Origin of the sequence: Ancylobacter pratisalsi (genome assembly GCF_010669125.1) — a bacterium.
GTDB classification, from domain to species: Bacteria; Pseudomonadota; Alphaproteobacteria; order Rhizobiales; family Xanthobacteraceae; genus Ancylobacter; species Ancylobacter pratisalsi.
In genome coordinates this window covers 1070375-1092434 of record NZ_CP048630.1, presented here as the reverse complement: position 1 = coordinate 1092434, position 22060 = coordinate 1070375, and the positions used below count along the sequence as shown (strand labels likewise).

At 66.5% G+C, this 22060-nt stretch carries 15 protein-coding genes and 1 tRNA gene; 9 read left to right on the top strand and 7 right to left on the bottom strand.

The genetic code is table 11. The annotated features are described in order from the left end of the window. Position 1: 1 nt before the first annotated feature. A complete protein-coding gene (locus G3A50_RS05365; protein WP_163074294.1) occupies positions 2 to 889 on the bottom strand; it encodes an arylamine N-acetyltransferase family protein in 888 nt (295 codons plus the stop codon). A gap of 187 nt (positions 890 to 1076) precedes the next feature. Between G3A50_RS05365 and G3A50_RS05360 the strand changes: the two genes are divergently transcribed. Both G3A50_RS05360 and G3A50_RS05355 read left to right on the top strand, forming a co-directional pair. Continuing rightward, a complete protein-coding gene (locus tag G3A50_RS05360; RefSeq protein WP_163074293.1) occupies positions 1077 to 1553 on the top strand; it encodes a hypothetical protein in 477 nt (158 codons plus the stop codon). Continuing rightward, a complete protein-coding gene (locus tag G3A50_RS05355; protein WP_163074292.1) occupies positions 1550 to 2893 on the top strand; it encodes a GAF domain-containing protein in 1344 nt (447 codons plus the stop codon). The genes G3A50_RS05360 and G3A50_RS05355 overlap by 4 nt, the downstream gene beginning before the upstream one ends. A gap of 8 nt (positions 2894 to 2901) precedes the next feature. Here the strand turns inward: G3A50_RS05355 and G3A50_RS05350 are convergent, their stop codons facing one another. Together G3A50_RS05350 and gltB are read right to left on the bottom strand one after the other, a co-directional pair. Beyond that, positions 2902 to 4326 (bottom strand): glutamate synthase subunit beta, encoded by a 1425-nt coding sequence (locus tag G3A50_RS05350; protein WP_163074291.1) that lies wholly within the window; start codon positions 4324 to 4326, stop codon positions 2902 to 2904. Positions 4327 to 4487: 161 nt separating this feature from the next. Beyond that, positions 4488 to 9218 carry a glutamate synthase large subunit gene (gene gltB / locus G3A50_RS05345; protein WP_246252146.1) on the bottom strand — a complete coding sequence of 1577 codons (4731 nt, stop codon included), beginning with the start codon at positions 9216 to 9218 and terminating at the stop codon, positions 4488 to 4490. A 444-nt stretch (positions 9219 to 9662) separates the two neighbouring features. On the opposite strand from gltB, the gene G3A50_RS05340 reads away from it, so the two are divergent. After that, positions 9663 to 10652: a hypothetical protein gene (locus G3A50_RS05340; protein ID WP_163074290.1), complete on the top strand. Its 990-nt coding sequence runs from the start codon at positions 9663 to 9665 to the stop codon at positions 10650 to 10652. A gap of 96 nt (positions 10653 to 10748) precedes the next feature. Here G3A50_RS05340 and G3A50_RS05335 read toward each other — a convergent pair whose 3' ends face one another. Next, entirely contained in the window at positions 10749 to 11231 is a 483-nt protein-coding gene (locus G3A50_RS05335) for an Hsp20 family protein (protein ID WP_163074289.1), read from the bottom strand. A 241-nt stretch (positions 11232 to 11472) separates the two neighbouring features. On the opposite strand from G3A50_RS05335, the gene G3A50_RS05330 reads away from it, so the two are divergent. Continuing rightward, positions 11473 to 11817, top strand: a complete 345-nt coding sequence (locus tag G3A50_RS05330; protein WP_246252144.1) for a hypothetical protein — start codon at positions 11473 to 11475, stop codon at positions 11815 to 11817. Positions 11818 to 11923: 106 nt separating this feature from the next. Further along, on the top strand, positions 11924 to 12865 hold the full coding sequence (locus G3A50_RS05325) for an alpha/beta fold hydrolase (protein WP_163074287.1): 942 nt from the start codon (positions 11924 to 11926) through the stop codon (positions 12863 to 12865). A 51-nt stretch (positions 12866 to 12916) separates the two neighbouring features. Here the strand turns inward: G3A50_RS05325 and hisN are convergent, their stop codons facing one another. Both hisN and G3A50_RS05315 read right to left on the bottom strand, forming a co-directional pair. Next, complete coding sequence (hisN, locus tag G3A50_RS05320) at positions 12917 to 13699, bottom strand: histidinol-phosphatase (protein WP_163074286.1); 783 nt, start codon at positions 13697 to 13699, stop codon at positions 12917 to 12919. A 1850-nt stretch (positions 13700 to 15549) separates the two neighbouring features. Next, entirely contained in the window at positions 15550 to 16434 is an 885-nt protein-coding gene (locus G3A50_RS05315) for an N-formylglutamate amidohydrolase (RefSeq protein ID WP_425483446.1), read from the bottom strand. 285 nt (positions 16435 to 16719) lie between these two features. On the opposite strand from G3A50_RS05315, the gene cpdR reads away from it, so the two are divergent. Next, positions 16720 to 17079 (top strand): cell cycle two-component system response regulator CpdR, encoded by a 360-nt coding sequence (cpdR, locus tag G3A50_RS05310; RefSeq protein ID WP_163074284.1) that lies wholly within the window; start codon positions 16720 to 16722, stop codon positions 17077 to 17079. Positions 17080 to 17204: 125 nt separating this feature from the next. Next, positions 17205 to 17279 (top strand) — tRNA-Val (locus tag G3A50_RS05305). 121 nt (positions 17280 to 17400) lie between these two features. Here the strand turns inward: G3A50_RS05305 and G3A50_RS05300 are convergent. Then, positions 17401 to 18948, bottom strand: coding sequence for a putative bifunctional diguanylate cyclase/phosphodiesterase (locus G3A50_RS05300; RefSeq protein WP_163074283.1), 1548 nt, complete (start codon positions 18946 to 18948; stop codon positions 17401 to 17403). Positions 18949 to 19444: 496 nt separating this feature from the next. On the opposite strand from G3A50_RS05300, the gene G3A50_RS05295 reads away from it, so the two are divergent. Together G3A50_RS05295 and G3A50_RS05290 are read left to right on the top strand one after the other, a co-directional pair. Further along, positions 19445 to 19708: a hypothetical protein gene (locus tag G3A50_RS05295; protein ID WP_163074282.1), complete on the top strand. Its 264-nt coding sequence runs from the start codon at positions 19445 to 19447 to the stop codon at positions 19706 to 19708. Between the two features lie 301 nt (positions 19709 to 20009). Then, positions 20010 to 21848 carry a M3 family oligoendopeptidase gene (locus G3A50_RS05290; RefSeq protein WP_163074281.1) on the top strand — a complete coding sequence of 613 codons (1839 nt, stop codon included), beginning with the start codon at positions 20010 to 20012 and terminating at the stop codon, positions 21846 to 21848. Positions 21849 to 22060 lie beyond the last annotated feature (212 nt).

Below are 22060 nucleotides of genomic sequence, written 5' to 3'. Positions count from 1 at the left end.
CTCAGGCCGCGAGCCAGTCGCGCTCGATCTCCACCACGCGTTCCCAGATCGCGTCAGTATCCGCGACCTCGATCAGGAATACGTCGCGTAGCAGCCGGGCGAATTCCCGCGCATCGGCGATCGGGCGCTCCTCGACGCCGGCGACCGTCACGATCCGCCTTTTGTGGTTGAAGATGCCCTCGGTGCGGCCGGGCGCGTGGCGCTGGAGCACCAGATTGCGCACGAAGGGCGAGCCGGCGTCACGCGTCAGCACGTCGTGAACAGCCTCCAGCGTGGCCTCGTCCTTGTAATCGGGCAGGAAGTCGAAGCTCGGCGCCGCGCCGTGGGGATGGTTGTGGAAGCGCAGCCAGCCGGCATCGGCCTGCGAAATCGAGAACGCGCGGCCGTGCTGCACCACGTTGCCCACCCGCATCGGGAGGGGGGCCAGGATCGCGTCGCCCAGTCCGACCTCGGCGAGATAAGGCTGGTCGAGGTCGACGCGCAGGGTGAGATGATTGCCAATCGCCATGTCGCCCATGTCGGCGCGCCGCACCCCGCCGCACAGCCGGGTGACGCGGTAGCCGAGCCCTGCCAGCGCCGCGCCGAACAGGCCGTTCATTTCGTAGCACCAGCCGCCGCGCCGGCCTTCCACCATCTTGGCGAAGGCGTCGTGCGGCCGGGGACTGATCGGCCACCCCATGAAGGCGTCGATCGCCTCCCAGGTGAAGCTGGTGACATGGGCGTGGTGCAGGGCGATGAGCGTCGGCAGATCGGCGGCGCGGGGGTGCCCGAGGCCGATGCGGGCGAGATAGGCGTCGAGTTCCGCGGGCGTCAGGCGGATTGCTGCGGTATGTGAGACATCGCTCTCATGCGCGATGTCGCCGGCGGTGACGTGGTCGGGGGTGAGCATGGCGGGAATTCCTGAGGGCAAAGAGCCGCCGTCCCGCCCTTGGGGCAGGTCCTTCGGCAGCGGGTTTCGGATCGCGCCGGGATAGGCCGAGGCGCGCGCCGGTGCTTCCTAAATTGTTGCTAAACCGCTGGGCGCCCTTCCTAAGACTGTCCTAATCTACCGGCACGGCAGGCGGGTGGGGCGCAAGGTGGACATCATCGACGACGACATCGCCGGCTTCATCGAGGGCGAGGTCATGACCGTGCTCGCCGGGCGCGACGCCGGCATGGCCGCCACGATCGGTCGGGGCGTGGGTACCGCGCGGGTCGGGCCTGACGCGTTCGAAACGCTGTTCTCGCGGGCGCAGTGGCCGCAGCTGGCACACGATCTCCATTCCGGCGCGCCGCTCGCCATCACCTTTGCCGCACCGAGCGATTATCGCTGCTACCAGATAAAGGCCGTGGTGCTGGAGGCGGGCCCGGCCGACGCGGAAGGGCAGCACCGCGCCGCCCGCTATATGGCCGACATGGCCGCCCGTCTTGCCGGTTTCGGCGTGCCCGCGCGCCCGATTGCGGTGTGGCTGTGCGCGCACGATCTCTGGCGCGTGCGCTACCGGGTGCGGGAGATCTTTACCCAGACGCCCGGCGCGAATGCCGGCCGCAAGGTGTCGGAGCGGGGCTCATGACCATCCGGCTGGCGGACCTGCGCGCCTGCTTCGAGGGTGTCATTCCCTCCCTCATTGCTACGGTGGACCGGCAGGGCATGCCGAACGTGTCCTACCTGTCGCAGGTGCATTTCGTCGACGAGGCCCATGTGGCGCTGTCGAACCAGTTCTTCTCCAAGACGCTGGCGAATATCGAGCAACGTGGCACCGCGACGCTGATGGTGATCGACGGACGCTGCGGCGACCAGTACGTGCTCGACATAACGCCGGTGCGGCGGGAGAGCGCCGGGCCGCTGTTTGAGCGTATGTCCGTCCACCTCGCCGCGATCAGCGGGCAGGAGGGCGGCCAGGAGGGCGGCACGGTGATGAAGCTGCGCTCGGCCGATGTCTACCGGGTCCGCGCCATCCACCCGGTAGCCGCCCCGGGGGCAGGGGAGGCCACCGATCGCGGGGCGGCATCGGCCCGGCAGGACGCCGTTCCGGTCGAGGCGGTCGCTGCGCTGGCCGCTGACATCGGCGCCGAGCCGGATGCGGGCACGATGCTCGATCGCGCGCTTCAGGGCCTGGTCTCAACGCTCGGAATCGCGCACGCCATGGTGCTGGTGCCCGATGGAGAAGGGCGCCAACTCGTCACCCTCGCCAGTCGCGGTTATCCGCAGGGCGGTGTCGGCTCGGAGGTCGCCCTCGGCGAGGGCATCATCGGGCTTGTCGGCGAGGCGAGGGTCCCGGTGCGCATCTGCGACATGAGCCGGGGGCGGCGCTACGCGGCGGCGGTCACGGCGGGGCAGGGGGTGGACGAGCGCGTCATTCCGCTGCCGGGGCTCGACGCGCCGCAGAGCCAGATCGCCGTTCCCATGCTCGCGCAGGGCCGGCTCATGGGCGTTCTGTTCGCCGAATCTCCGCAGCACTTCGCCTTCGGCCACGAGCACGAGGCGGCGCTCGGCGTGGTCGCGCTGTCACTCGCGGCGGGGTTGAGAATGAATGCGCTGGGCGGTGCGGACCCGCCCGGTGCGCGGGCGGCGGCGGTCGCCGGCGCGCAGCCGTTCCGTGTGCGTCATCACCGCTTCGACGATGCGGTCTTCATCGATGAGGATTATCTCATCCGCGGCGTGGCTGGGCGGCTGCTGATGCTGATGCTCGGGGAGTATCTGCGCGACGGGCGCACCGCGTTCGCCAACCAGCAGATCCGCCGCGCGCCGGCGCTGCGCCTGCCGGACCTGAAGGACAATCTGGAGACCCGGCTCCTGCTGCTGCGGCGCCGGCTGGAGGAGAAGGACGCGCCGCTGCGCATCCATCCCGCCGGTCGGGGCCGCGTGCGGCTGGAGCTGAGGGGAACGCCGCACGTCGACAGCGTTCCCTGAACCGCGCCTCAGCGCGGCAGGACGGACGCGCCCATGAGGAAGGTGTCGATCGACTGCGCGGCCTGGCGTCCCTCGCGGATCGCCCACACCACCAGCGACTGGCCACGGCGCATGTCGCCGGCGGCGAACAGCTTGGGCACCGAGGTGGCGTAGTCGAGGTCGGTCGCATCCACATTGCCGCGCTTGTCGATCGACAGGCCCGACTGTTCGAGCATGCCCTCGCGCACCGGATGGGCGAAGCCGAGCGCGATGAAGACGAGATCGGCCCGGATCTGGAACTCGGTGCCGGGGATGGGCTGGCGCTTGGGGTCGACGCGGGCGCACTTCACCCCCACGACGCGGCCCTTCTTGCCGTCGATGCCCAGTGTGGCGGCGGCGAATTCGCGATCGGCGCCCTCGGCCTGCGAGGACGAGGTGCGGAACTTGGTCGGCCAGTAAGGCCACACCGCCAGCTTGTCCTCCTTCAGCGGAGGAACGGGGCGGATGTCGAGCTGGTGGACCGAGAGCGCCCCCTGGCGGAACGCGGTGCCCACGCAGTCCGACGCGGTGTCGCCGCCACCGATCACCACCACATGCTTGCCTGCGGCGAGGAGGGGCTGCTCGTTGCTGACATCCTCGCGACCCAGGCGCCGGTTCTGCTGCACCAGATAGGGCATGGCGTAATGCACGCCTTCCAGCTCCTGGCCGGGAAGGGCGGGGTCGCGCGGGGCCTCGGAGCCACCGCACATCAGTACGGCGTCGTGGGTTTCCAGAAGCTCGTCGAGCGGCACGGTGACGCCGACATGGGCGCGGTAGTGGAAGGTCACGCCCTCGGCCTCCATCTGCGCCACGCGGCGGTCGATGTAGTGCTTTTCCATCTTGAAGTCGGGAATGCCGTAGCGCAGCAGGCCGCCGGCCTTGGGCTCGCGCTCATAGACATGGACCTCGTGGCCCGCGCGTGCGAGCTGCTGGGCGGCAGCCAGGCCGGCGGGACCGGAGCCGATGACGGCGACCTTCTTGCCGGTCTTGTGCGCGGCCGGCTCGGGCTTGATCCAGCCCGCCTTCCACGCCTTGTCGGCAATGGCCTGCTCGACGGTCTTGATGGTGACCGGCACGTCCTCGAGGTTCAGCGTGCAGGCTTCCTCGCAGGGCGCGGGGCAGATGCGGCCGGTGAATTCGGGGAAGTTGTTGGTGGAGTGGAGGTTGCGCGTCGCCTCCTCCCAGTTCCCATTATAGACGAGGTCGTTCCAGTCCGGGATCTGGTTGTGAATTGGGCAGCCATTGGGCCCGTGGCAGAACGGAATGCCACAATCCATGCAGCGCGAGGCCTGGTTGGCGACCTCGGCATCCGGCAATGGAAGGGTGAACTCGCGGAAGTGGCGAATGCGATCCGACGCCGGCTGATACTTCGCCTCGCGCCGATCGATTTCGAGAAAGCCCGTAACCTTACCCATTGCCGCCCTCTTTCGCGGAGCACCGCCACCTTGGAGGCGTTCCACCCCAGGTGCCAGATACATCAATCATGCCAGTTGGGAAATGACAGCGCGGCACACGGCCGCGCCAACGGCCTCCCGGACCGTTCCGCGTCGAACCTCGCGCGGAGGAGGCGGCGGCGTTACTCGGCCGCCTGCAGGCCGCGCATTTTCTCCATTTCGCGCAGCGCCCTCTGGTACTCGACCGGCATCACCTTGACGAACATGCCACGGTATTCGGCCCAGTTGTCGAGGATCATCTGGGCCCGCTTCGAGCCCGTGTAATGCAGGTGCTTGGCGATGAGCTGGTGGAGACGCTCTTCATCGTGATGGCCCATGTCGGCCATGATGTCGATGCGGCCCTTGAACTCGAGGTCGCCGCCATGGTGGTGGAGGCGCTCCAGCAGGTCCTCTTCCTCCTCGACCGGCTCCAGATCAACCATGGAGAGGTTGCAGCGGTTCTTGAAGCTGTGGTCCTCGTCCAGCACATAGGCCACGCCGCCGGACATGCCGGCCGCGAAGTTGCGCCCGGTCTGGCCGATGACGACGATCACGCCGCCGGTCATGTACTCGCAGCCATGGTCGCCCGTGCCCTCGACCACCGCGATGGCGCCCGAATTACGGACCGCGAAGCGCTCGCCGGCGACGCCATGGAAGTAGCACTCGCCGGAGGTGGCGCCGTAGAGCACCGTGTTGCCGACGATGATCGAGTTCTCCGGCACGACGGCGGAATTGTCCGCCGGACGCACCACGATGCGCCCGCCCGAGAGGCCCTTGCCGACATAGTCGTTGGCCTCGCCCACCAGCGTCATGGAGACGCCGGTGGCGAGGAAGGCGCCGAAGGCCTGGCCGGCGGTGCCTTCAAGGTGGATGTCGATCGTGTCGTCCGGCAGGCCGGTGTCGCCATAGCGCTTGGCGACCTCGCCCGAGAGCATCGCGCCGGTGGAGCGGTTGATGCTCTTGATCTGGGTCTCGATCCGAACCTTCTCGCCATGCTCCAGCGCGGGCATCGCCTTCTCGATGAGCGTGCGGTCGAGCACATGCTGGATCGGGTGGTTCTGCCGCTCGGTATGGTAGATCGACACGTCCGGCCCGACCTGCGGCTTGGCGAAGATGCGGCTGAAGTCGAGCCCCTTCGCCTTCCAGTGCTCGATCGCCTCGCGCTGGTCGAGCCAGTCGGAGCGGCCGATCATGTCGTTGAACGACGAGATGCCGAGCGAAGCCATGAACTCGCGCACTTCCTCGGCGACGAAGAAGAAGTAGTTGATGACGTGCTCGGGCGTGCCCTTGAAGCGCTTGCGCAGCACCGGATCCTGGGTGGCGACGCCGACCGGGCAGGTGTTGAGGTGGCACTTGCGCATCATGATGCAGCCGGCCGCGATCAGCGGCGCGGTGGAGAAGGCGAAGTCGTCCGCGCCCAGCATGGCGCCGATGACGACGTCGCGCCCGGTGCGCAGGCCGCCGTCCACCTGAAGCGCGATGCGCCCGCGCAGGCCGTTCATCGTCAGGGTCTGGTGCGCCTCGGCGAGGCCGATCTCCCAGGGGCTGCCCGCGTGCTTGATCGCGGTCAGGGGAGACGCGCCGGTGCCGCCCTCGAAGCCGGAGACGGTGATGTGGTCGGCGCGCGCCTTGGCGACGCCGGCCGCAACCGTGCCCACGCCCACTTCGGACACCAGCTTCACCGAGATGTCGGCTTCGGGGTTGACGTTCTTCAGGTCATAGATGAGCTGCGCCAGATCCTCGATCGAGTAGATGTCGTGGTGCGGCGGCGGCGAGATCAGGCCGACGCCCGGCGTCGAGTGGCGTACCTTGGCGATCACCGCGTCGACCTTGTGGCCGGGCAGCTGGCCGCCTTCGCCGGGCTTGGCACCCTGCGCCATCTTGATCTGGATCATGTCGGCGTTGACGAGATAGTCCGCCGTCACGCCGAAGCGCCCGGACGCCACCTGCTTGATCGCCGAGCGCATGCTGTCGCCATTGGGCAGCGGCTTGAAGCGGGTCGCTTCCTCGCCGCCCTCGCCGGTGTTCGACTTGCCGCCGATACGGTTCATCGCGATGGCGAGGGTGGTGTGCGCCTCGCGCGAGATGGAGCCGAACGACATGGCGCCGGTCACGAAACGCTTCACGATATCGACCGCCGGCTCGACCTCGTCGATCGGGATCGGGGTGTTGCCGATCTCGTCCGCGTTCCGGATGCGGAACAGCGAGCGGATGTTGAGCGTCTTGGTGCCGGCCTCGTTCACCAGGCTGGCGAAGTGCCGGTACTTGTCCTGCGCATTGCCGCGCACCGCGTGCTGCAGCACGGCGACCGTTTCCGGATCCCAGGCATGCTCCTCGCCGCGCAGGCGGTAGGCGTAATCGCCGCCGACATCGAGCGAGGTGCGGTAGATCGGGGCATCGCTGAAGGCCACGCGGTGGCGCATCGCCGTTTCCTCGGCGATCTCGGCGAAGCCGACGCCGCCGATCGAGGACGCCGTGCCCGAGAAGTACTTGTTCACCAGCTCGCTCGACAGACCGACCGCGTCGAAGATCTGCGCGCCGCAATAGGACTGGTAGGTCGAGATGCCCATCTTGGACATGACCTTCAGCAGGCCCTTGTCGATCGACTTGATGTAGCGCTTGACGATCTCGTACTCGTCGACCTCCTCGGGGATGTCGACGCGCATGTCGATCATGGTCTCGAAGGCGAGATAGGGGTTGATCGCCTCGGCGCCGAAGCCCGCCAGGCAGGCGAAGTGATGCACCTCGCGCGCCTCGCCGGTTTCCACCACCAGCCCGACCGAGGTCCGCAGCCCCTTGCGGATCAGGTGATGGTGCACGGACGCGGTCGCCAGCAGCGAGGGAATCGCGATGCGGTCCGGGCCGAGAAGGCGGTCGGACAGGATGATGATGTTGTAGCCGCCGTGAACGGCCGCCTCCGCGCGCTCGCACAGCCGCTCGACCGCGTCTTCCATCCCCCCGGCGCCCTTGTCGGACAGGTAGGTGATGTCCAGCGTGCGGGTGTCGAACCGCTCCTCCATGAAGCCGATGGAGCGGATCTTCTCCAGATCCGCATTGGTCAGGATCGGCTGGCGCACTTCGAGCCGCTTGCGGCGCGAATTGCCCTCAAGGTCGAAGATGTTCGGGCGCGGACCGATGAAGGAGACGAGGCTCATCACCAGCTCTTCGCGGATCGGGTCGATCGGCGGGTTGGTGACCTGCGCGAAGTTCTGCTTGAAATAGGTGAAGAGCGGCTTCGACTTCTTCGACAGCGGCGAGATCGGCGTGTCGGAACCCATGGAGCCGACCGCCTCCTGCCCGGTGGTCGCCATCGGCGCCATCAGCAGCTTGAGGTCTTCCTGCGTGTAGCCGAAGGCCTGCTGGCGATCGAGCAGCGACACGTCGGTGCGCACCTCGCGCGCCTCGACGGGGCGCAGGTCTTCCAGCACCAGCTGGGTGCGCTTCAGCCATTCCTTGTAGGGATGGGCCTGGGCGAGGGTGGTCTTCACCTCCTCGTCGGGAACGAGGCGGCCTTCCTCCAGGTCGACAAGAAGCATACGGCCCGGCTGGAGCCGCCACTTGGTGACGATCTGGTCCTCGGGGAAGGTCAGCACGCCCATTTCGGAGGCGAGCACGATCTTGTCGTCCTTGGTCACCAGGTAGCGTGCGGGCCGCAGGCCGTTGCGGTCCAGCGTGGCGACGATCTGGCGCCCGTCGGTGGCCACGATCGCGGCCGGCCCGTCCCACGGCTCCATCATGGCGGCGTGGTACTCGTAGAAGGCGCGGCGCTCGTCATCCATCAGCGGGTTGCCGGCCCAGGCTTCGGGCACCAGCATCATCGCCGCATGCGGCAGCTCGTAGCCGCCCTGCACCAGGAATTCGAGCGCGTTGTCGAAGCAGGCGGTGTCCGACTGCCCCTCATAGGAAATCGGCCACAGCTTGGAGATGTCGTTGCCGAACAGCTCGCTGTCGACGGAAGCCTGGCGGGCCGCCATCCAGTTCACATTGCCGCGCAGCGTGTTGATCTCGCCGTTATGGGCCACCATCCGGTAGGGGTGGGCCAGCGACCAGGTCGGGAAGGTATTGGTCGAGAAGCGCTGGTGCACCAGCGCGACGGCGCTCTCGAAGGTGGGATCGTGCAGGTCCGAATAATAGGCGCCGAGCTGGTCGGCGTTGAACATGCCCTTGTAGACGATGGTCCGGCAGGACAGCGAGACCACATAGTAGCCCTTGGTCAGCGGGTCCTTCTCCGAATAGATGGCGTTGGACACCACCTTGCGCAGGATGAACAGCCGGCGCTCGAAATCGTCCTCGCTGGTCACCGCTTCGCCGCGGCCGACGAAAACCTGGACATGCTTCGGCTCGGTCGGCAGCACGGAGTGGCCGAGCGAGGTGTTGTCGGTCGGCACCTCGCGCCAGCCCAGCACCACCTGGCCCTCTTCGCTCACCACCCGTTCCATGGTGGCGCGGATGATGTCCTGCCCCGCGGCATCGGGCGGCATGAACAGATGGCCGACGGCGTAATGGCCGGGCTCCGGCAGCTCGAATCCGAGCTTGGCCGCTTCCTTGACGAAGAACTTGTGCGGGATCTGCACCAGCATGCCCGCGCCGTCGCCGGCGCGCGGATCGGCACCGACGGCGCCGCGATGCTCCAGATTCAGCAGAATCTGCAACCCGTCCTGCACGATGGAATGCGACTTGCGGCCCTTGATGTCGGCCACGAAGCCGACACCGCAGGAGTCCTTCTCATTGCGCGGGTCATACAGGCCCGTGGCCGCCGGCAGGCCCGGATCGACGTTGGAAATGGTTTTGGTGGCCGCGCGATCCGTCGCGGCCGGACGAACCGAAGCCTCGCCGTTCATGCGCACGGCAGCGCCGTCCATTTCCTCAATCATCCCCGTACTCCCTTAGGGTCGCCTCCCGGCGTGTCGGACCCTCGCCCGCCTTCGCGCGGCTATCACCCGCGAAGCATGCACGCCGTTGTCGAACTTTGCTAGCATCGACCGTGCCATGCTCCCTGCACAGCATCAGCCTATCTGGATTATAGGACAGCAAGACTGCCCTATCAATCGCGAAGATGCCAGAATTGGCGTCCGCACACAAGCGTCGCGCGCGAGGCGCGCGTGCTGAATCTTCATTCTTGTTGCGAAGCCGGCCTCCGGCACGAAACGAACGGTAAGGGCAGGATGGCCCCGGCGCAATGGCGTTGCCGTTCGCCCTCAGTCGTGCATGTGGCCCATCGCGGGTCCGGTGGCAAGGGCGGGCTGTTGACCTATGGTCGTGAGCGCGCCGCATTCGCGCGTTCAAATGACGCGGCTTTTAGAAATCCGGAGGCTTTCATGCCGAAGCGGCCCGTCTCGCGCGTTGTCGCGCCGATCCTTTTCGTTCCGCTGCTGGCAGGCACGCTTGGCGCGCTCTCCAGCGCGACGCCGGCGGGTGCGCAGGTCTATGTCCGTCCCTATGCGCGGGCGTGGGCGGGGCCGATCTACGCGCCCCCGGTCTACGCGCCGCCGCCACGTTATTACTATGGCCCGCCCCCGGTCTATGGCCCGCCGCCCGTCTATCCCGAACGGTCCGGCATGCCGCCGGCCGATGTCGAGCCGATGCTGCGGTCCATGGGCATGCGCGGCATCGGGCGCGTGCGGGCGCAGGGGAATGTCTATGTGGTGGATGCCACCGATCCGGGCGGTTCGCGGGTGCGGCTGACGATCGACGCCTTCACCGCGGGAATCATTTCGGTCCAGCCGATCGGCCGGCCGGCGGTGGCCGCGACGCCGAAGGCGGCGAGGCCCACCCCGCTGCCGCGCGTCGCGCCCGTGCCGCCCGAACGCCCGCCCGAACTGGCGGGGCTGACACCGGCGAACGAAGCAAATCTGCCGGGTGTGGTTCTACCCGGCGCTCCCGCCATGGCTCCGGCTGCCGCGCCTTTGCCCGGTAATCCGGCCTCGCTGGAGGCGCCCCCGCCGATCCGGCCCGGCACGGTCGCGCCGGAGGAGGAAGAGGGCACAGCCACGGCGCCCACCGAGAAGCCGCCCACTGAGGAGGCGCCCGCCGAGAAGCCTCCCACCCCCGAGGATGCAGCCAGTGCGAATCCTCCGGCGGTAGCTCCTTCGCAGCCGGCTGCTCCCGCGCAGTCGGCGGTGCGGGTGATTCCCGGCGTCGCCGTGCCGCCCGGCACCGGGCCGGCCCCGGCCCCGACGGCCGCCCCCGTGGCTCCGCCGAAGACAAGTTCGGGCATGGGCACCAGCGCCGCGGGCGCGACACAGGCGGCGGGAACGGCGTCGGTCGTGGCCCGCGACGCGGAAGCCACGTCGGAAAGCTCGAAGTAGCTCGCCCGAACGCGTCTTACTCAACAAAAAAGCGCCCCGGTTTCCCGGGGCGCCCGTACTGAGCGTCTGGCGTCTGGCGCGCCTGACGGCGCGCGGTCAGGCCGCGGCCTTGGTCTCGTTCGTCTTCGCCTCGATGGCGCGCGAAGCGGCGCCATTGACCGAGATCGGAATGCTGCGCGGCTTCATCGCCTCGGGAATCTCGCGGACGAGATCCACATGCAGCAGGCCGTTCTGCAGCGTCGCGCCGCGAACCTCGACATGGTCGGCGAGCTGGAAGCGGCGCTCGAAGGCGCGCGCGGCGATTCCCTGATAGAGCACCTCGCCGGGCTTGCCGGAGCCGTCGATCTTGCGATCGCCACGGATCGAGAGCGTATTCTCCCGTACCTCGATATCGAGATCCTGATCCGTGAAACCGGCCACGGCTACCGTGATGCGATAAGCGTTTTCACCTGTCCGCTCAATGTTATAGGGCGGGTAGGTGGTGCCGGAATCGACGTTGCCGACCTGATCGAGCATCGAGAAAAGACGATCGAACCCGACCGTTGAACGGTGAAGGGGGGTAAAATCAAACGTACGCATGGCATATCCTCACTTTAAAGCGACATGCAGGGGCAGGTCCTCTCGACTGAGCCGAACCCGGTTTGCGTACCGCCAAATGGCCGGTACGAATTGGAGATAGGAAGCGCGTGGCGGGACGCAAGAGGGAAGAATCGCCCGTCGAAACGGGAATGAACGCAGGATGAACAGCCCGCTCGGGCCATGTTCAGTGCCGTGAAGGTAGACGCAGAGGGACCCCGGAATGGGGAGGGAGGTCGTGGAGGTGTCGACGCGCAGAATAGCGTCTCTGGCTTTGGTCTGGCTGTTCGCCGCGGCGAGTGGCGGGACGGCGTTCGGCCAGGCCATGGGCGCTTCGCCGGGACCCTTCGCTCCCTATGACGCCCCGCCCGCGCGCGGCGCCGCGGCCGGTCAGGTCGACGGAGAAGGAGCCGCGCGCATGCTCCGGGGGCGCGGATTTACCAACGTGTCCGTGGTGCGGCGGCGCGGACCGACCATCATCCTTGAAGCCAACGGCCCCCGCGGCGAGCGCGTGCAGGTGGTGGTGGACAGCAACTCGGGCGCCATCAGCGGCATGAAGGTCATCGGCTATGGCGACCAGCGCTATTGACGCGACCGTGCAGCGCCGCTGTCCGTCGCCTGTCTTGTGGCCGGCCCGCACTGCGGTATAAGCCGCACCCACCACTCGCCCTCATCAAGAAGCCGCGCCGCTCGCCATGTTGCTCTATGCCACCAAGGATAATCCCGTGCCCGAGGGTGCGGTGTGCGGCAGTGTGACGACGCAGGACGGCGTGCAGCTGCGCTTTGCGCGCTGGCGTCCGGAAGGGGCGACACGGGGCACGGTGTGCGTGTTTCCCGGCCGCACCGAGAAGATCGAGAAGTATTTCGAGACCGTGCGCGACCTGATCCGTCGGCGCTTCGCCGTGGCGGTGCTGGACTGGCGCGGGCAGGGCGGCTCGCAGCGCCTGCTCAAGAACCCGATGAAGGGCCATGTCCGCGATTTCGACGAGTATCAGGTCGACATTCAGGCCTTCATGCGCGAGATCGTGCTGCCGGACTGCCCGCCGCCCTATTTCGCGCTCGCCCATTCCATGGGCGCCGCCATCCTGCTGGACGCCGCCCGGCATGGCCGGCGCTGGTTCGACCGCATGGTGCTGGTCGCGCCGATGCTGGATCTCTCGCTGCTCAAGCACGACGTCGCCGCGCGCCGCATGGCGCGGCTGTGCGCGGGGGTGGGGCTGTCGAACCTCTACGTGCCGCGCGGGCGCAAGGTGCGGCTCGACGAGGTCCATTTCGACGGCAACCGGCTTACCTCCGACAAGGCCCGCTTTGCCCGGAACCTGACCATCACCATGGAGCAGCCCCAGCTCGATGTCGGCCCGCCGACCATCGGCTGGGTTCGGGCCGCCTTCGACCTGATGGACAGGCTGACCGATCCGGCAACCGCGCGGCAGATCCGCCAGCCGCTGCTGATGGCGGCGGCCGGGGCGGACAGCATCGTCTCGACGCCGGCCATCGAGCATCTGGGCACCCGGCTGATCGCCGGGGCGCATGTGGTGATTCCCGGCGCACGCCACGAGCTGCTGCAGGAGCGCGACATCTACCGCGAGCCGCTGTTCGCGGCCTTCGACGCCTTCATCCCCGGCAGCGCGAACTGAGCGCCTGATTCCCCGCCTGATGGATGCGCGGGGGCAGGGCGCCAGCCCGGTTCAGCCCGCGAGAACCTTCAGCGCGGCCTCGTGCACGCGCCGGTCGCCGGCCACCACGACCCGGCCCGATGACAGGTCGCTATCGCCGTCCCAGGCGGTCACGATGCCGCCGGCACCTTCGATGATCGGAACCAGCGGCAGAATGTCGTAGGGCTTGAGGTTGGTCTCGACGACGAGGTCGACATGGCCGGCGGCGACCATGCAATAGGCGTAGCAGTCGCCGCCATAGCGTGGCAGGCGCACGCGCTTCTCCACCTCGACATAGCGCGCGCGATCATCCTCGTTCATCAGCAACGGGCTGGTGGTGAGCATCAGCGCGGTTTCCAGCGATTCGCACGCGCGCACCGAAAGCCGCCGCTCGCCGGCCGGGCCGCGATAGCGCGCGGTCGCACCGTCACCATAGAAGCGCTCGCGGATGAAGGGCTGGTGCATCATGCCGTAGCAAGGCTGCCCCTCGCGGCACAGGCCGATCAGCGTGCCCCAGGCCGGCAGCCCCGCGATGAAGGACTTGGTGCCGTCGATCGGGTCGAGGATCCACACGAAGTCCGCGTCCGGGGTGTCGTCGGGAAATTCCTCGCCGCGCACGCCATGGGAGGGAAAGTTGCGGCGGATCAGCGTACGCATCGCCTGCTCGGCGGCGCGGTCGGCGGCGGTGACGGGATCGAAGGCCTGGCCCCGGCTCTTGTCTTCCACGCCGAGCGCGGTGCGGAAGAAGGGCAGGATGGCCTGGCCCGAGACATTGGCGAGCTCGTGCACGAAGCTCTCGAAATCCACCGCACTCATCGTCACGCTCCGGTCGATGCAGGGCTGCGGCCCGGCAAAGCGCCGGGTAGCCGCAGGGAAACAGAAGGCATATCGGTCGCCGATGGGCTCGGCAACGCCGGCCCGCCGGTTTCGCGTCACCACGGGTCTCCGGTGGCGCCGACCGGTCCGGCGCCGTTCAGGGTAAGTTGCCGGGCGGGCGGCCAGGGTGGGGACAAATGATGTGCGTGCCTCATAGCTGAGGGGTCTTTCGCCCGATTCCGCCCCGCGCAAGGCGCATGGCTGCTATTCCGGCAAGGTTAAGGATTGTGCACTTCCCTCCATTGCTTTCGGGAAGCGAAGCTGCCATATTCTGGCTGTGCGGTACGGCGATTGGCGTCGCCTGCCGCTGCCCTCCTTGGGCGTTTCCTCCCTAGACTTGGGCCGCTCCGGCAACGTGAGCGGCCTCTTTCTTTTCTACAACCCTCTGACAAATCAGCTCTTATCCCTGATGGCGCGCGGTGACGGCTGCGCCTGCCGAGGGGTGGCGCGTGTCGATGGAGACGGTGTCGACGCGCGCGCCCCGCCGCGCGTAAGGGCAATACGTAGGCACGGCGCGAATGTGGACATGTGCGCCTGAGCGCCATCTGGATTCCGCTTCCCATCTTGCGCTTTGTGCGGTGCACATCTATAAATGTCGCATTGCGGAAGCTTGATTGGCGTCAGGCTTTCGCTGCCCTCCTTGGGCGTTTCCTCCCTAGACTTGGGCCGCTCCCGCCTTTGCGTGAGCGGCCTCTTTCTTTTGGGGGGCGAAACCCGATCGAGGGCGACCCGGAACCCCGCTGCCCCGTTCCCACGGCCTGCCTCCCCGCATTGACGCGCCTTGTGGCCGGACCTGCAGCAGCTGCACACATGGCCCGCGCGCGAGATCGGCGCTCCCTCATGATGGCGCATATCTGGCCGAGGACGCTCTGGAGGCGTTTGAGGTGCGGCCGTCAGAACCGCGCAATGGGGTGCTAATGGGTGGCTTGCAGGGGCAAGAGCGGCCAGCCGTGGGGCACCGCGCGCATCAGCTCCTCACCTGTCGGTTCATGCGCGCCAATAGGTCTGACACGGCATTTGCTGTGGGAATGGCAGGGGGAGGGCATGTGCAGGCGTGCCCCATGCCCTCATGGACTCACCTTCGGCGAGGGCTGGAGCGGACGTCCGCGCCGCGTCGCGCGCCTGGCGGCCGCCCGGCACGTCTGGTTTCGCGCCTTGTCCGGGGTAGGGGAGGCCCGTTTGGGTCGCCCGCCGCCGCATCGCGGCGCCGCGCAATAACGGGGCTGACACCGCGCCTACAACGGAGCGATGGCTATACGGTGTCAGGATACCTCAAGAAGGGCGCAGCTAACGGTTTCGCCCTGGTTGGGGCGACATTAAAGTCACACTGGAATGCTAGCCGTATTTGGTATGCCAGAAAATGGAGGTGCCTGCCTTGATTATTCCGCAATGCACCTACATCTTCCAACTCGTACGCAGCGATTGGCGTCGCTCCGTACAGCCCTCCTTGGGCGTTTCCTCCCTAGACTTGGGCCGCTCTCGCTTTGCGTGAGCGGCCTCTTTCTTTTGCACCGGACCCCGAGATTTCCGCTGGCGGTTTGGTCCGCCTTTCCCCGGTTCTCGTCTTATGGTCTCCGGCGCCCGCGAAGGGCTACCCGAATTTCAGGGGTCATTTTCCCGTTCCGCGTCTTTGCGGTTGGACCTCCAGAGAGGTGGGGAAAGTGTCCGCTCGATCCGGGCGTGCAGAATTCGTATAGCTCTCATGTTCAAAATGCAAGGCTGTTATGCGGCCTTTTGCATCACTCGATCACATTTTTGCTGTCACGAGGGCAAATCCTTGTAGAACAAGGCTATTCCGCAGCCGTGCGTGCCGGTGTCAGCTCGATATGGGCGATCTGCGAGAGCGTTTTTGCCACTTCCAGCAGATCCTGGCGCAGCCCTTCGAAGCGTTCCGAGGCCTGATAGGTGGGCTCGTCCATATAGAGCGCGCGGTTGATTTCGATCTGCACCGCATGCATGCCGGAGGCGGGATTGCCGTAGTGCTCGGTGATGAATCCGCCGGCATAGGGCTTGTTGCGCACCACCGAATAGCCGCGCCGGCGCAGCTCGGTTTCCATGATGTCGGACAGCGCCGGGGCGCAGCTCGTGCCGTAACGGTCGCCGATCACGATGTCGACGCGCGAACGCTCGTCGCGCGGGCAGCCGGAGGGCATGGAATGGCAGTCCACAAGCACCGCGACGCCGAAGCTGCGCTGCATCTGCACCATGCGTTGGCGCAGCGCGCGGTGATAGGGCTTGTAAAGCGTCTCGATCCGCAGGATCGCCTCATCGACGGGGATCCGCCGCGCATAGATCTCCTGCGCCTCGCCGACAATGCGCGCGATGGTGCCGAGCCCGCCCGAGACCCGCATCGAGCGCGTGTTGGCGAAGGCGGGCAGCCGGCCCTCGAACATGCGCGGGTCGAGTTCGTAGGGCTCGCGGTTGAGGTCGAGATAGCAGCGCGGAAAAAGCGCGCGCATGAACGCCATGCCGTGCGCGGTCACATCGCGGAACAGCGCGTCAACCAGCGTGTCCTCGGAACGCCGCAGCGTGTGCAGCGGAAGTCGCGCTTGTTCGACGAAGGCGCGGGGATAGACCACGCCGCTATGGGGCGAATTGAACAGGAAGGGGGCAGCGAGCCTCGACGGTTCGATCAGGTCGAACGCAGGATCGATCGTATCCGCTATCACGGCCATCATTTTACCAGACCAGCCCGTATCCGCTTCCGATCCCGCGCGGGAACAGATCCCGCAGCCCGCTCTTTTTCTCCGTCGCTTCCCGTTTGTCTAGCATGCGCGCCGCCGCCACGGAACGGCCCAGCACCCGGCACGGCGTTGGAAGTGAACACTTACGTGCGAGAGCGGGCCACCATCCCGCCGCGATTCACGATGTGCTAAGAGCAGAGGGAGTACCCAAGGGTGTTGCGCGGTGACGGAGCGTTCCGGCGCCGCATGTGGCCGAAACAGACGAAGGTGCAAGGGATGCTGAAGATCCTGCTCGCCGAAGACGACAACGACATGCGGCGATTCCTTGTGAGCGCGCTGCAGAAGGCGGGCTATGAAGTCGTCTCGTTCGACAATGGCCGCTCGGCCTATGACAGGCTGCGCGAGGAACCGTTCGAGCTGCTGCTGACCGATATCGTCATGCCGGAAATGGACGGCATCGAGCTGGCCCGCAAGGCGACCGAGCTTGATCCGGATATCAAGGTGATGTTCATCACCGGCTTCGCGGCCGTGGCGCTGAACGCTGACAATCAGGCCCCGAAGGACGCCAAGGTCCTGTCGAAGCCCTTCCACCTGCGCGATCTCGTCAACGAGGTCGGCAAGATGCTGGCGGCCTGAGGCCGGCAGCCGGGGGCGCGGTGGGGATATCCCACGGAACGACGAAAACGGCGTCTTGCGCGCCGCCATGCTTCTCGTTATAGGGGAGCCCCGCCCGATACCCCGCACATCGGTCGGCAAGGAATGGGCGCGTAGCTCAGCGGGAGAGCACCTCGTTGACATCGAGGGGGTCACAGGTTCAATCCCTGTCGCGCCCACCATTCCTGCCTCGCTCTCTGCCCTGCAACAGGCGAGGGGGCATTCCCGGATCCGGGTTCTTCTCTTCCACAGCGTTTGAAATCGGCCAGAGGCGGCGCGCCTACGGTGCGGCGGGTGGAGCTTTCAGTCGGCGTGGAACAGCTGTCGCCACCGCGCGCTGGCCTGCTCTAGGAAGCCGGGAACGGCCTCGGCCGGCATCGGGCGGCCGAGCAGGTAGCCCTGGCCCAGATAGCAGCCCATCGCGCGAAGCCGCGCGCATTGCTCGACGGTCTCTATTCCCTCGGCCAGCATCGAAACCTCGAGCGCGCTGCTGAGCCGGAGCAACGAGCGCACGATCTTGGTCTGCTTCTCGTTCTCCAGGATGCTCGCGGTGAAATGGCGGTCGATCTTGATCGTGTTGAAGGGGAACCGGGCGAGCTGGGCGAAGCTGGAATAGCCGGTTCCGAAATCGTCGAGCGCGACGCGCACGTCCGCCGCGCGGAGCTGGTCAAGGATGCGCAGCGCGCCGGCGATGTCGTCGATGATCGCCGACTCGGTGATCTCCACCGACAGCCGGTTGGGCGGGAAATCGACCTCCTCCAGGATCCGCAGGATCCGGCTGACCAGCAGGCGGTCGGTCAGCTGCCGGGGCGAGATATTGAAGTAGAGGATCAGGTTGGCGGGCCAGGCGCGCGCGACCCGGCAGGCGCTGCGAAGCAGATTGTCCGAGAGTTTGGTGACGAGGCCGGCATTCTCGGCGATGCCGATGAAGATGTCCGGCGGCACGAAGCTGCCATCCGGGCGCGGCCAGCGGGCGAGCGCCTCGAAGCCGTGGGTCGTGCCGTCGCCGAGCCGCACCAGAGGCTGGAAATAGGGGACCAGCCGGTCGTCGGCGATCGCCTCGCGCAGCTCGGTTTCGATAAGCAGGCGCCTCGCCAGCTCCTCCTCAAGGCGGGGTTCATAGCCGCGTGGCGCGAACAGGCCGGTCCGCCGGGCCTCCCGCTTGGCTTCCTGCATTGCGAGCTCCGCCTGGTGCAGGGCCTTGGCCAGCGTCCCGGCGGACCGCAGCGTGACGAAGCCAATGGCGGTGTTGGTCTGGATAAGATAGCCGTCGATCATCTGCGGCTGGCAGCAGGTTGCCGCCAGGAGCTGTGCCAGCGCTTCCGCTTCCGCCTCGGGCGGGGTGGCAATCACGAGGAATTCGTCGCCGCCCATGCGGGCGAGGAAGGCGCCGGGCGCGGCGGCGCCCAGTTGCCGGGCGAATGTCGCCAGGAACACGTCCCCGCCGTGATTGCCGACAAGGTCGTTGATCCGCTTGAAATTGTTGATGTCGATGAGAGCGACCGTGGTGAAGGCGCCGTTGTCCGCGACAACGCGCTCCAGCTGCGTCTGCACGAAGTTACGGTTGGGCAGCCCGGTGATCAGGTCATGAAAGGCGACATGCTCGGCACGCGCCTCGGCCGCGGCTCGGAAACTCACTTCTTCGCGCAGATCGCGAAGTCGCAGCAACGCGTAACCACAACTGGCGACCCCCAGCAGGATCACCGTCACCAGAATTTCGTCCGCCTCCCAGTGCTCGTGCAAGACGAGAAAGACATGAAGTTTTTCGTACAGGTCCGCATAGAACGCAATGATGTAGGCCACAATTGTAGCTACGACGACGATCAACGCATCTCTAGTGGCCCTCGACATTCAGCACTCACATTCGGGCGCGCCCGCATTTCCATTCTCTTCCTTACGTTACGAGACCACAGCAGCAATTGATTCACGTCAACACGCAGGAAAACGCAAAAATCACATGATTGCACTGTACATTACGTAAGCATTCTCTGGCGAAGGCGCCGTCCGCCTGTCGTCGTCAGGGCACGATACCGGAATATTACTTCACGGACGAGAAGCAAGGCGAAACATCACCGTCTCACTTCAGTAACCTCTCCGTATGTCTTTGCGGAAAGCGCCCCGCTTCCCCGCCGGGCGCCGCCGCCTGCGGGCCTGCTGAAACCAGCGCTAGCCATCCGAAATCAGGCGGCGGTGCGCGGGTGTCGGCGTTTGCAGATCCGGGATGGTACTTGGTGCCGGAAAGTGATGCCGGGCGATGTCAAATAAAAAAACGCACCCCAAGCGACGAGGTGAAACAAAATCTGACGGGCGGCGTTGTTAGGGCAACAGGACTTTACAGGAGGCAGATATGATCTCGAAGACGATTGCTATCGCGGCCCTCGCTGCGACCTTCGCGCTGCCGGTTGCTGTGCCGGCGCATGCCACGTCCACCTCGACCAAGTCGCTGCCGAAGATTGGCAGCTACGAGCAGCGCGATGTGCTGGAACGCGAGCGCGTGCGCCGCAAGCAGGTTTACGACAACCGCCACAACAGCCTGTTCGAGCCCATCTTCGCTCCGCTCTACAAGGGCTCCAGTTCGCCGGTGAAGCGCATGGAGCGTGCGTTCGACTGACCGTAACGCCCGCATAGACACGGGGAGGGATCGGGTTCGGCTCCGCTGGCAACAGCGGCGCCGAACCCGGTCTCTCCCCGTTTCCTTTTGATGGTGCGAACATCCCGGCCCTGTGAACCTACCGGCAGGCGCGGCCTCGCCGCCGCCACCCGGCCCCGTGCGGACGGACAAATTGCCGGGCGCGTTTGGGCCGAGTGTGGAACACAGTCACGTATGGCGGATTGATACCGCGCCCTCGCGCGGGATATCAGTGCGATCAGACATTGCCTTCCGCCCAGACGTTTCTTCCGCCGGAGTGATCATGCCCTTCCGTTTTCCCGCCCCCGCCGTCCGCTCAATCGACGTTGCCGCCGCCACGGGTCTTGGCGCCCTGCCTCAGTGGGATCTGTCCGATCTCTATTCCGGCATGGATGCGCCCGAACTGAAGGCTGACCTCGAAAGCGCCAGCGTGGAATGCGCGGCGTTCGAGGAAGCCTACAAGGGTACCCTCGCGAAGGTGCTGGCGGGCGAGGACGCGGGCGGGCAGATGGCCCTCATCATCGCGCGCTACGAGAAGATCGAGGATCTGCTGGGGCGCCTGTATTCCTATGCGGGCCTGGTCTATTCCGGCGACACCACCGACCCGGTGCGCACTAAGTTCTATGGCGACGTTCAGGAAAAGCTCACCGACGCCTCGACCCATCTGCTGTTCTTCACGCTGGAGCTGAACCGGCTCGACGACGCGCAGATGGAAGCCGCGCTCGGCGTTCCCGCCTTCGGCCGGTATCGCCCATGGATCGAGGATGTGCGGGCGGAAAAGCCCTACCAGCTGGAAGACCGGATCGAGCAGCTCTTCCATGAGAAGGGCGTCACCAGCCGCGGCTCGTGGAACCGGCTGTTCGACGAGACCATCGCCGGCCTGCGCTTCAGTGTCGATGGCAAGAGCCTGCCGCTGGAGCAGACCCTGAACTATCTGGCCGAAACCGATGAAGCCAAGCGCCGCGACGGCGCAGAGGCGCTGGCGAAGGTGTTCGGCGAAAATCTGCGCCTGTTCACCCTGGTCACCAACACGCTGGCCAAGGACAAGGAGATTTCCGACCGCTGGCGCGGCTTCGAGGACATCGCCGATTCACGCCATCTCGCCAATCGCGTGGAACGCGACGTGGTGGACGCGCTGGTCTCCTCGGTCCACGCCGCCTATCCGCGCCTTGCCCATCGCTACTACAAGCTGAAGGCGAAGTGGTTCGGCAAGGACAAGCTCGAATACTGGGACCGCAACGCGCCGCTGCCGAAGGTCGAAAGCCGGCCGATCGCCTGGGACGAGGCGCGCGACACCGTGCTGGGCGCCTATTCGAGCTTCTCCCCGCGCATGGCGGATATCGCCCGCAACTTCTTCGACAAGAGCTGGATCGACGCCGGCGTGCGCCCCGGCAAGGCCACCGGCGCCTTCGCGCACCCCACGGTGCCGTCCGCGCACCCCTATGTGCTGCTCAACTATATGGGCAAGCCGCGCGATGTGATGACGCTCGCCCATGAGCTCGGTCACGGCGTGCATCAGGTGCTCGCGGCGCCCAACGGGGCGCTGATGGCGCCGACTCCGCTGACGCTGGCCGAGACCGCGTCGGTGTTCGGTGAGATGCTGACCTTCCAGCGCCTGCTCGCCGCCGCGCCGGACCCGCAGGCGCGCAAGGCGATGCTGGCCTCGAAGGTCGAGGACATGATCAACACCGTGGTGCGCCAGATCGCGTTCTACACCTTCGAGCGGCGCATCCACACCGAGCGCAAGAGCGGCGAGCTGACCGCGGACCGCATCTGCAAGATCTGGATGGAAGTGCAGGCCGAAAGCCTGGGCGAGGGCATTCATCTCGGCGCCGGCTACGAGACCTACTGGGTCTATATCGGCCACTTCATTCATTCGCCCTTCTATGTCTATGCCTACGCCTTCGGCGACTGCCTGGTGAACTCGCTCTATGCTGTCTACGAGAACGCGGCGGACGGCTTTGCCGAGCGCTACCTCGCCATGCTGGCGGCGGGCGGCACCCGGCATCATTCCGAGCTGCTGAAGCCCTTCGGTCTCGACGCCCGCGACCCGGCCTTCTGGCAGACCGGCCTCAACCTCATCGAGCGCATGATCGAGGAACTGGAGGCGATGGAGGACTGAGCTTTCGCAGGCTCCGCTCCAGACCTGTCCTCCCCCTGCGCGTCGACCCGCAAAAGGCGATCCCCGGCCATGGCCGGGGACTGGCGGGCGCAGGGGTGGGGGCACGCCCCCGGCGCGCGTTGCGGGCGCGATCACTGGCGAAAAGTTGGGCTCCCGGTCGGGCTGCACAGGTACTAAGCTGATCGGCGCCGGGTGACGACGCTCGGTCCCCA

Bases quoted from the DNA above. Each gene is read 5' to 3' on its own strand.
- G3A50_RS05365 (WP_163074294.1), bottom strand. From the start codon at position 889: ATGCTCACCCCCGACCACGTCACCGCCGGCGACATCGCGCATGAGAGC.
- G3A50_RS05355 (WP_163074292.1), top strand. From the start codon at position 1,550: ATGACCATCCGGCTGGCGGACCTGCGCGCCTGCTTCGAGGGTGTCATT.
- G3A50_RS05350 (WP_163074291.1), bottom strand. From the start codon at position 4,326: ATGGGTAAGGTTACGGGCTTTCTCGAAATCGATCGGCGCGAGGCGAAG.
- gltB (WP_246252146.1), bottom strand. From the start codon at position 9,218: ATGATTGAGGAAATGGACGGCGCTGCCGTGCGCATGAACGGCGAGGCT.
- G3A50_RS05340 (WP_163074290.1), top strand. From the start codon at position 9,663: ATGCCGAAGCGGCCCGTCTCGCGCGTTGTCGCGCCGATCCTTTTCGTT.
- G3A50_RS05335 (WP_163074289.1), bottom strand. From the start codon at position 11,231: ATGCGTACGTTTGATTTTACCCCCCTTCACCGTTCAACGGTCGGGTTC.
- G3A50_RS05325 (WP_163074287.1), top strand. From the start codon at position 11,924: ATGTTGCTCTATGCCACCAAGGATAATCCCGTGCCCGAGGGTGCGGTG.
- hisN (WP_163074286.1), bottom strand. From the start codon at position 13,699: ATGAGTGCGGTGGATTTCGAGAGCTTCGTGCACGAGCTCGCCAATGTC.
- G3A50_RS05315 (WP_425483446.1), bottom strand. From the start codon at position 16,434: ATGGCCGTGATAGCGGATACGATCGATCCTGCGTTCGACCTGATCGAA.
- cpdR (WP_163074284.1), top strand. From the start codon at position 16,720: ATGCTGAAGATCCTGCTCGCCGAAGACGACAACGACATGCGGCGATTC.
- G3A50_RS05300 (WP_163074283.1), bottom strand. From the start codon at position 18,948: ATGTCGAGGGCCACTAGAGATGCGTTGATCGTCGTCGTAGCTACAATT.
- G3A50_RS05295 (WP_163074282.1), top strand. From the start codon at position 19,445: ATGATCTCGAAGACGATTGCTATCGCGGCCCTCGCTGCGACCTTCGCG.
- G3A50_RS05290 (WP_163074281.1), top strand. From the start codon at position 20,010: ATGCCCTTCCGTTTTCCCGCCCCCGCCGTCCGCTCAATCGACGTTGCC.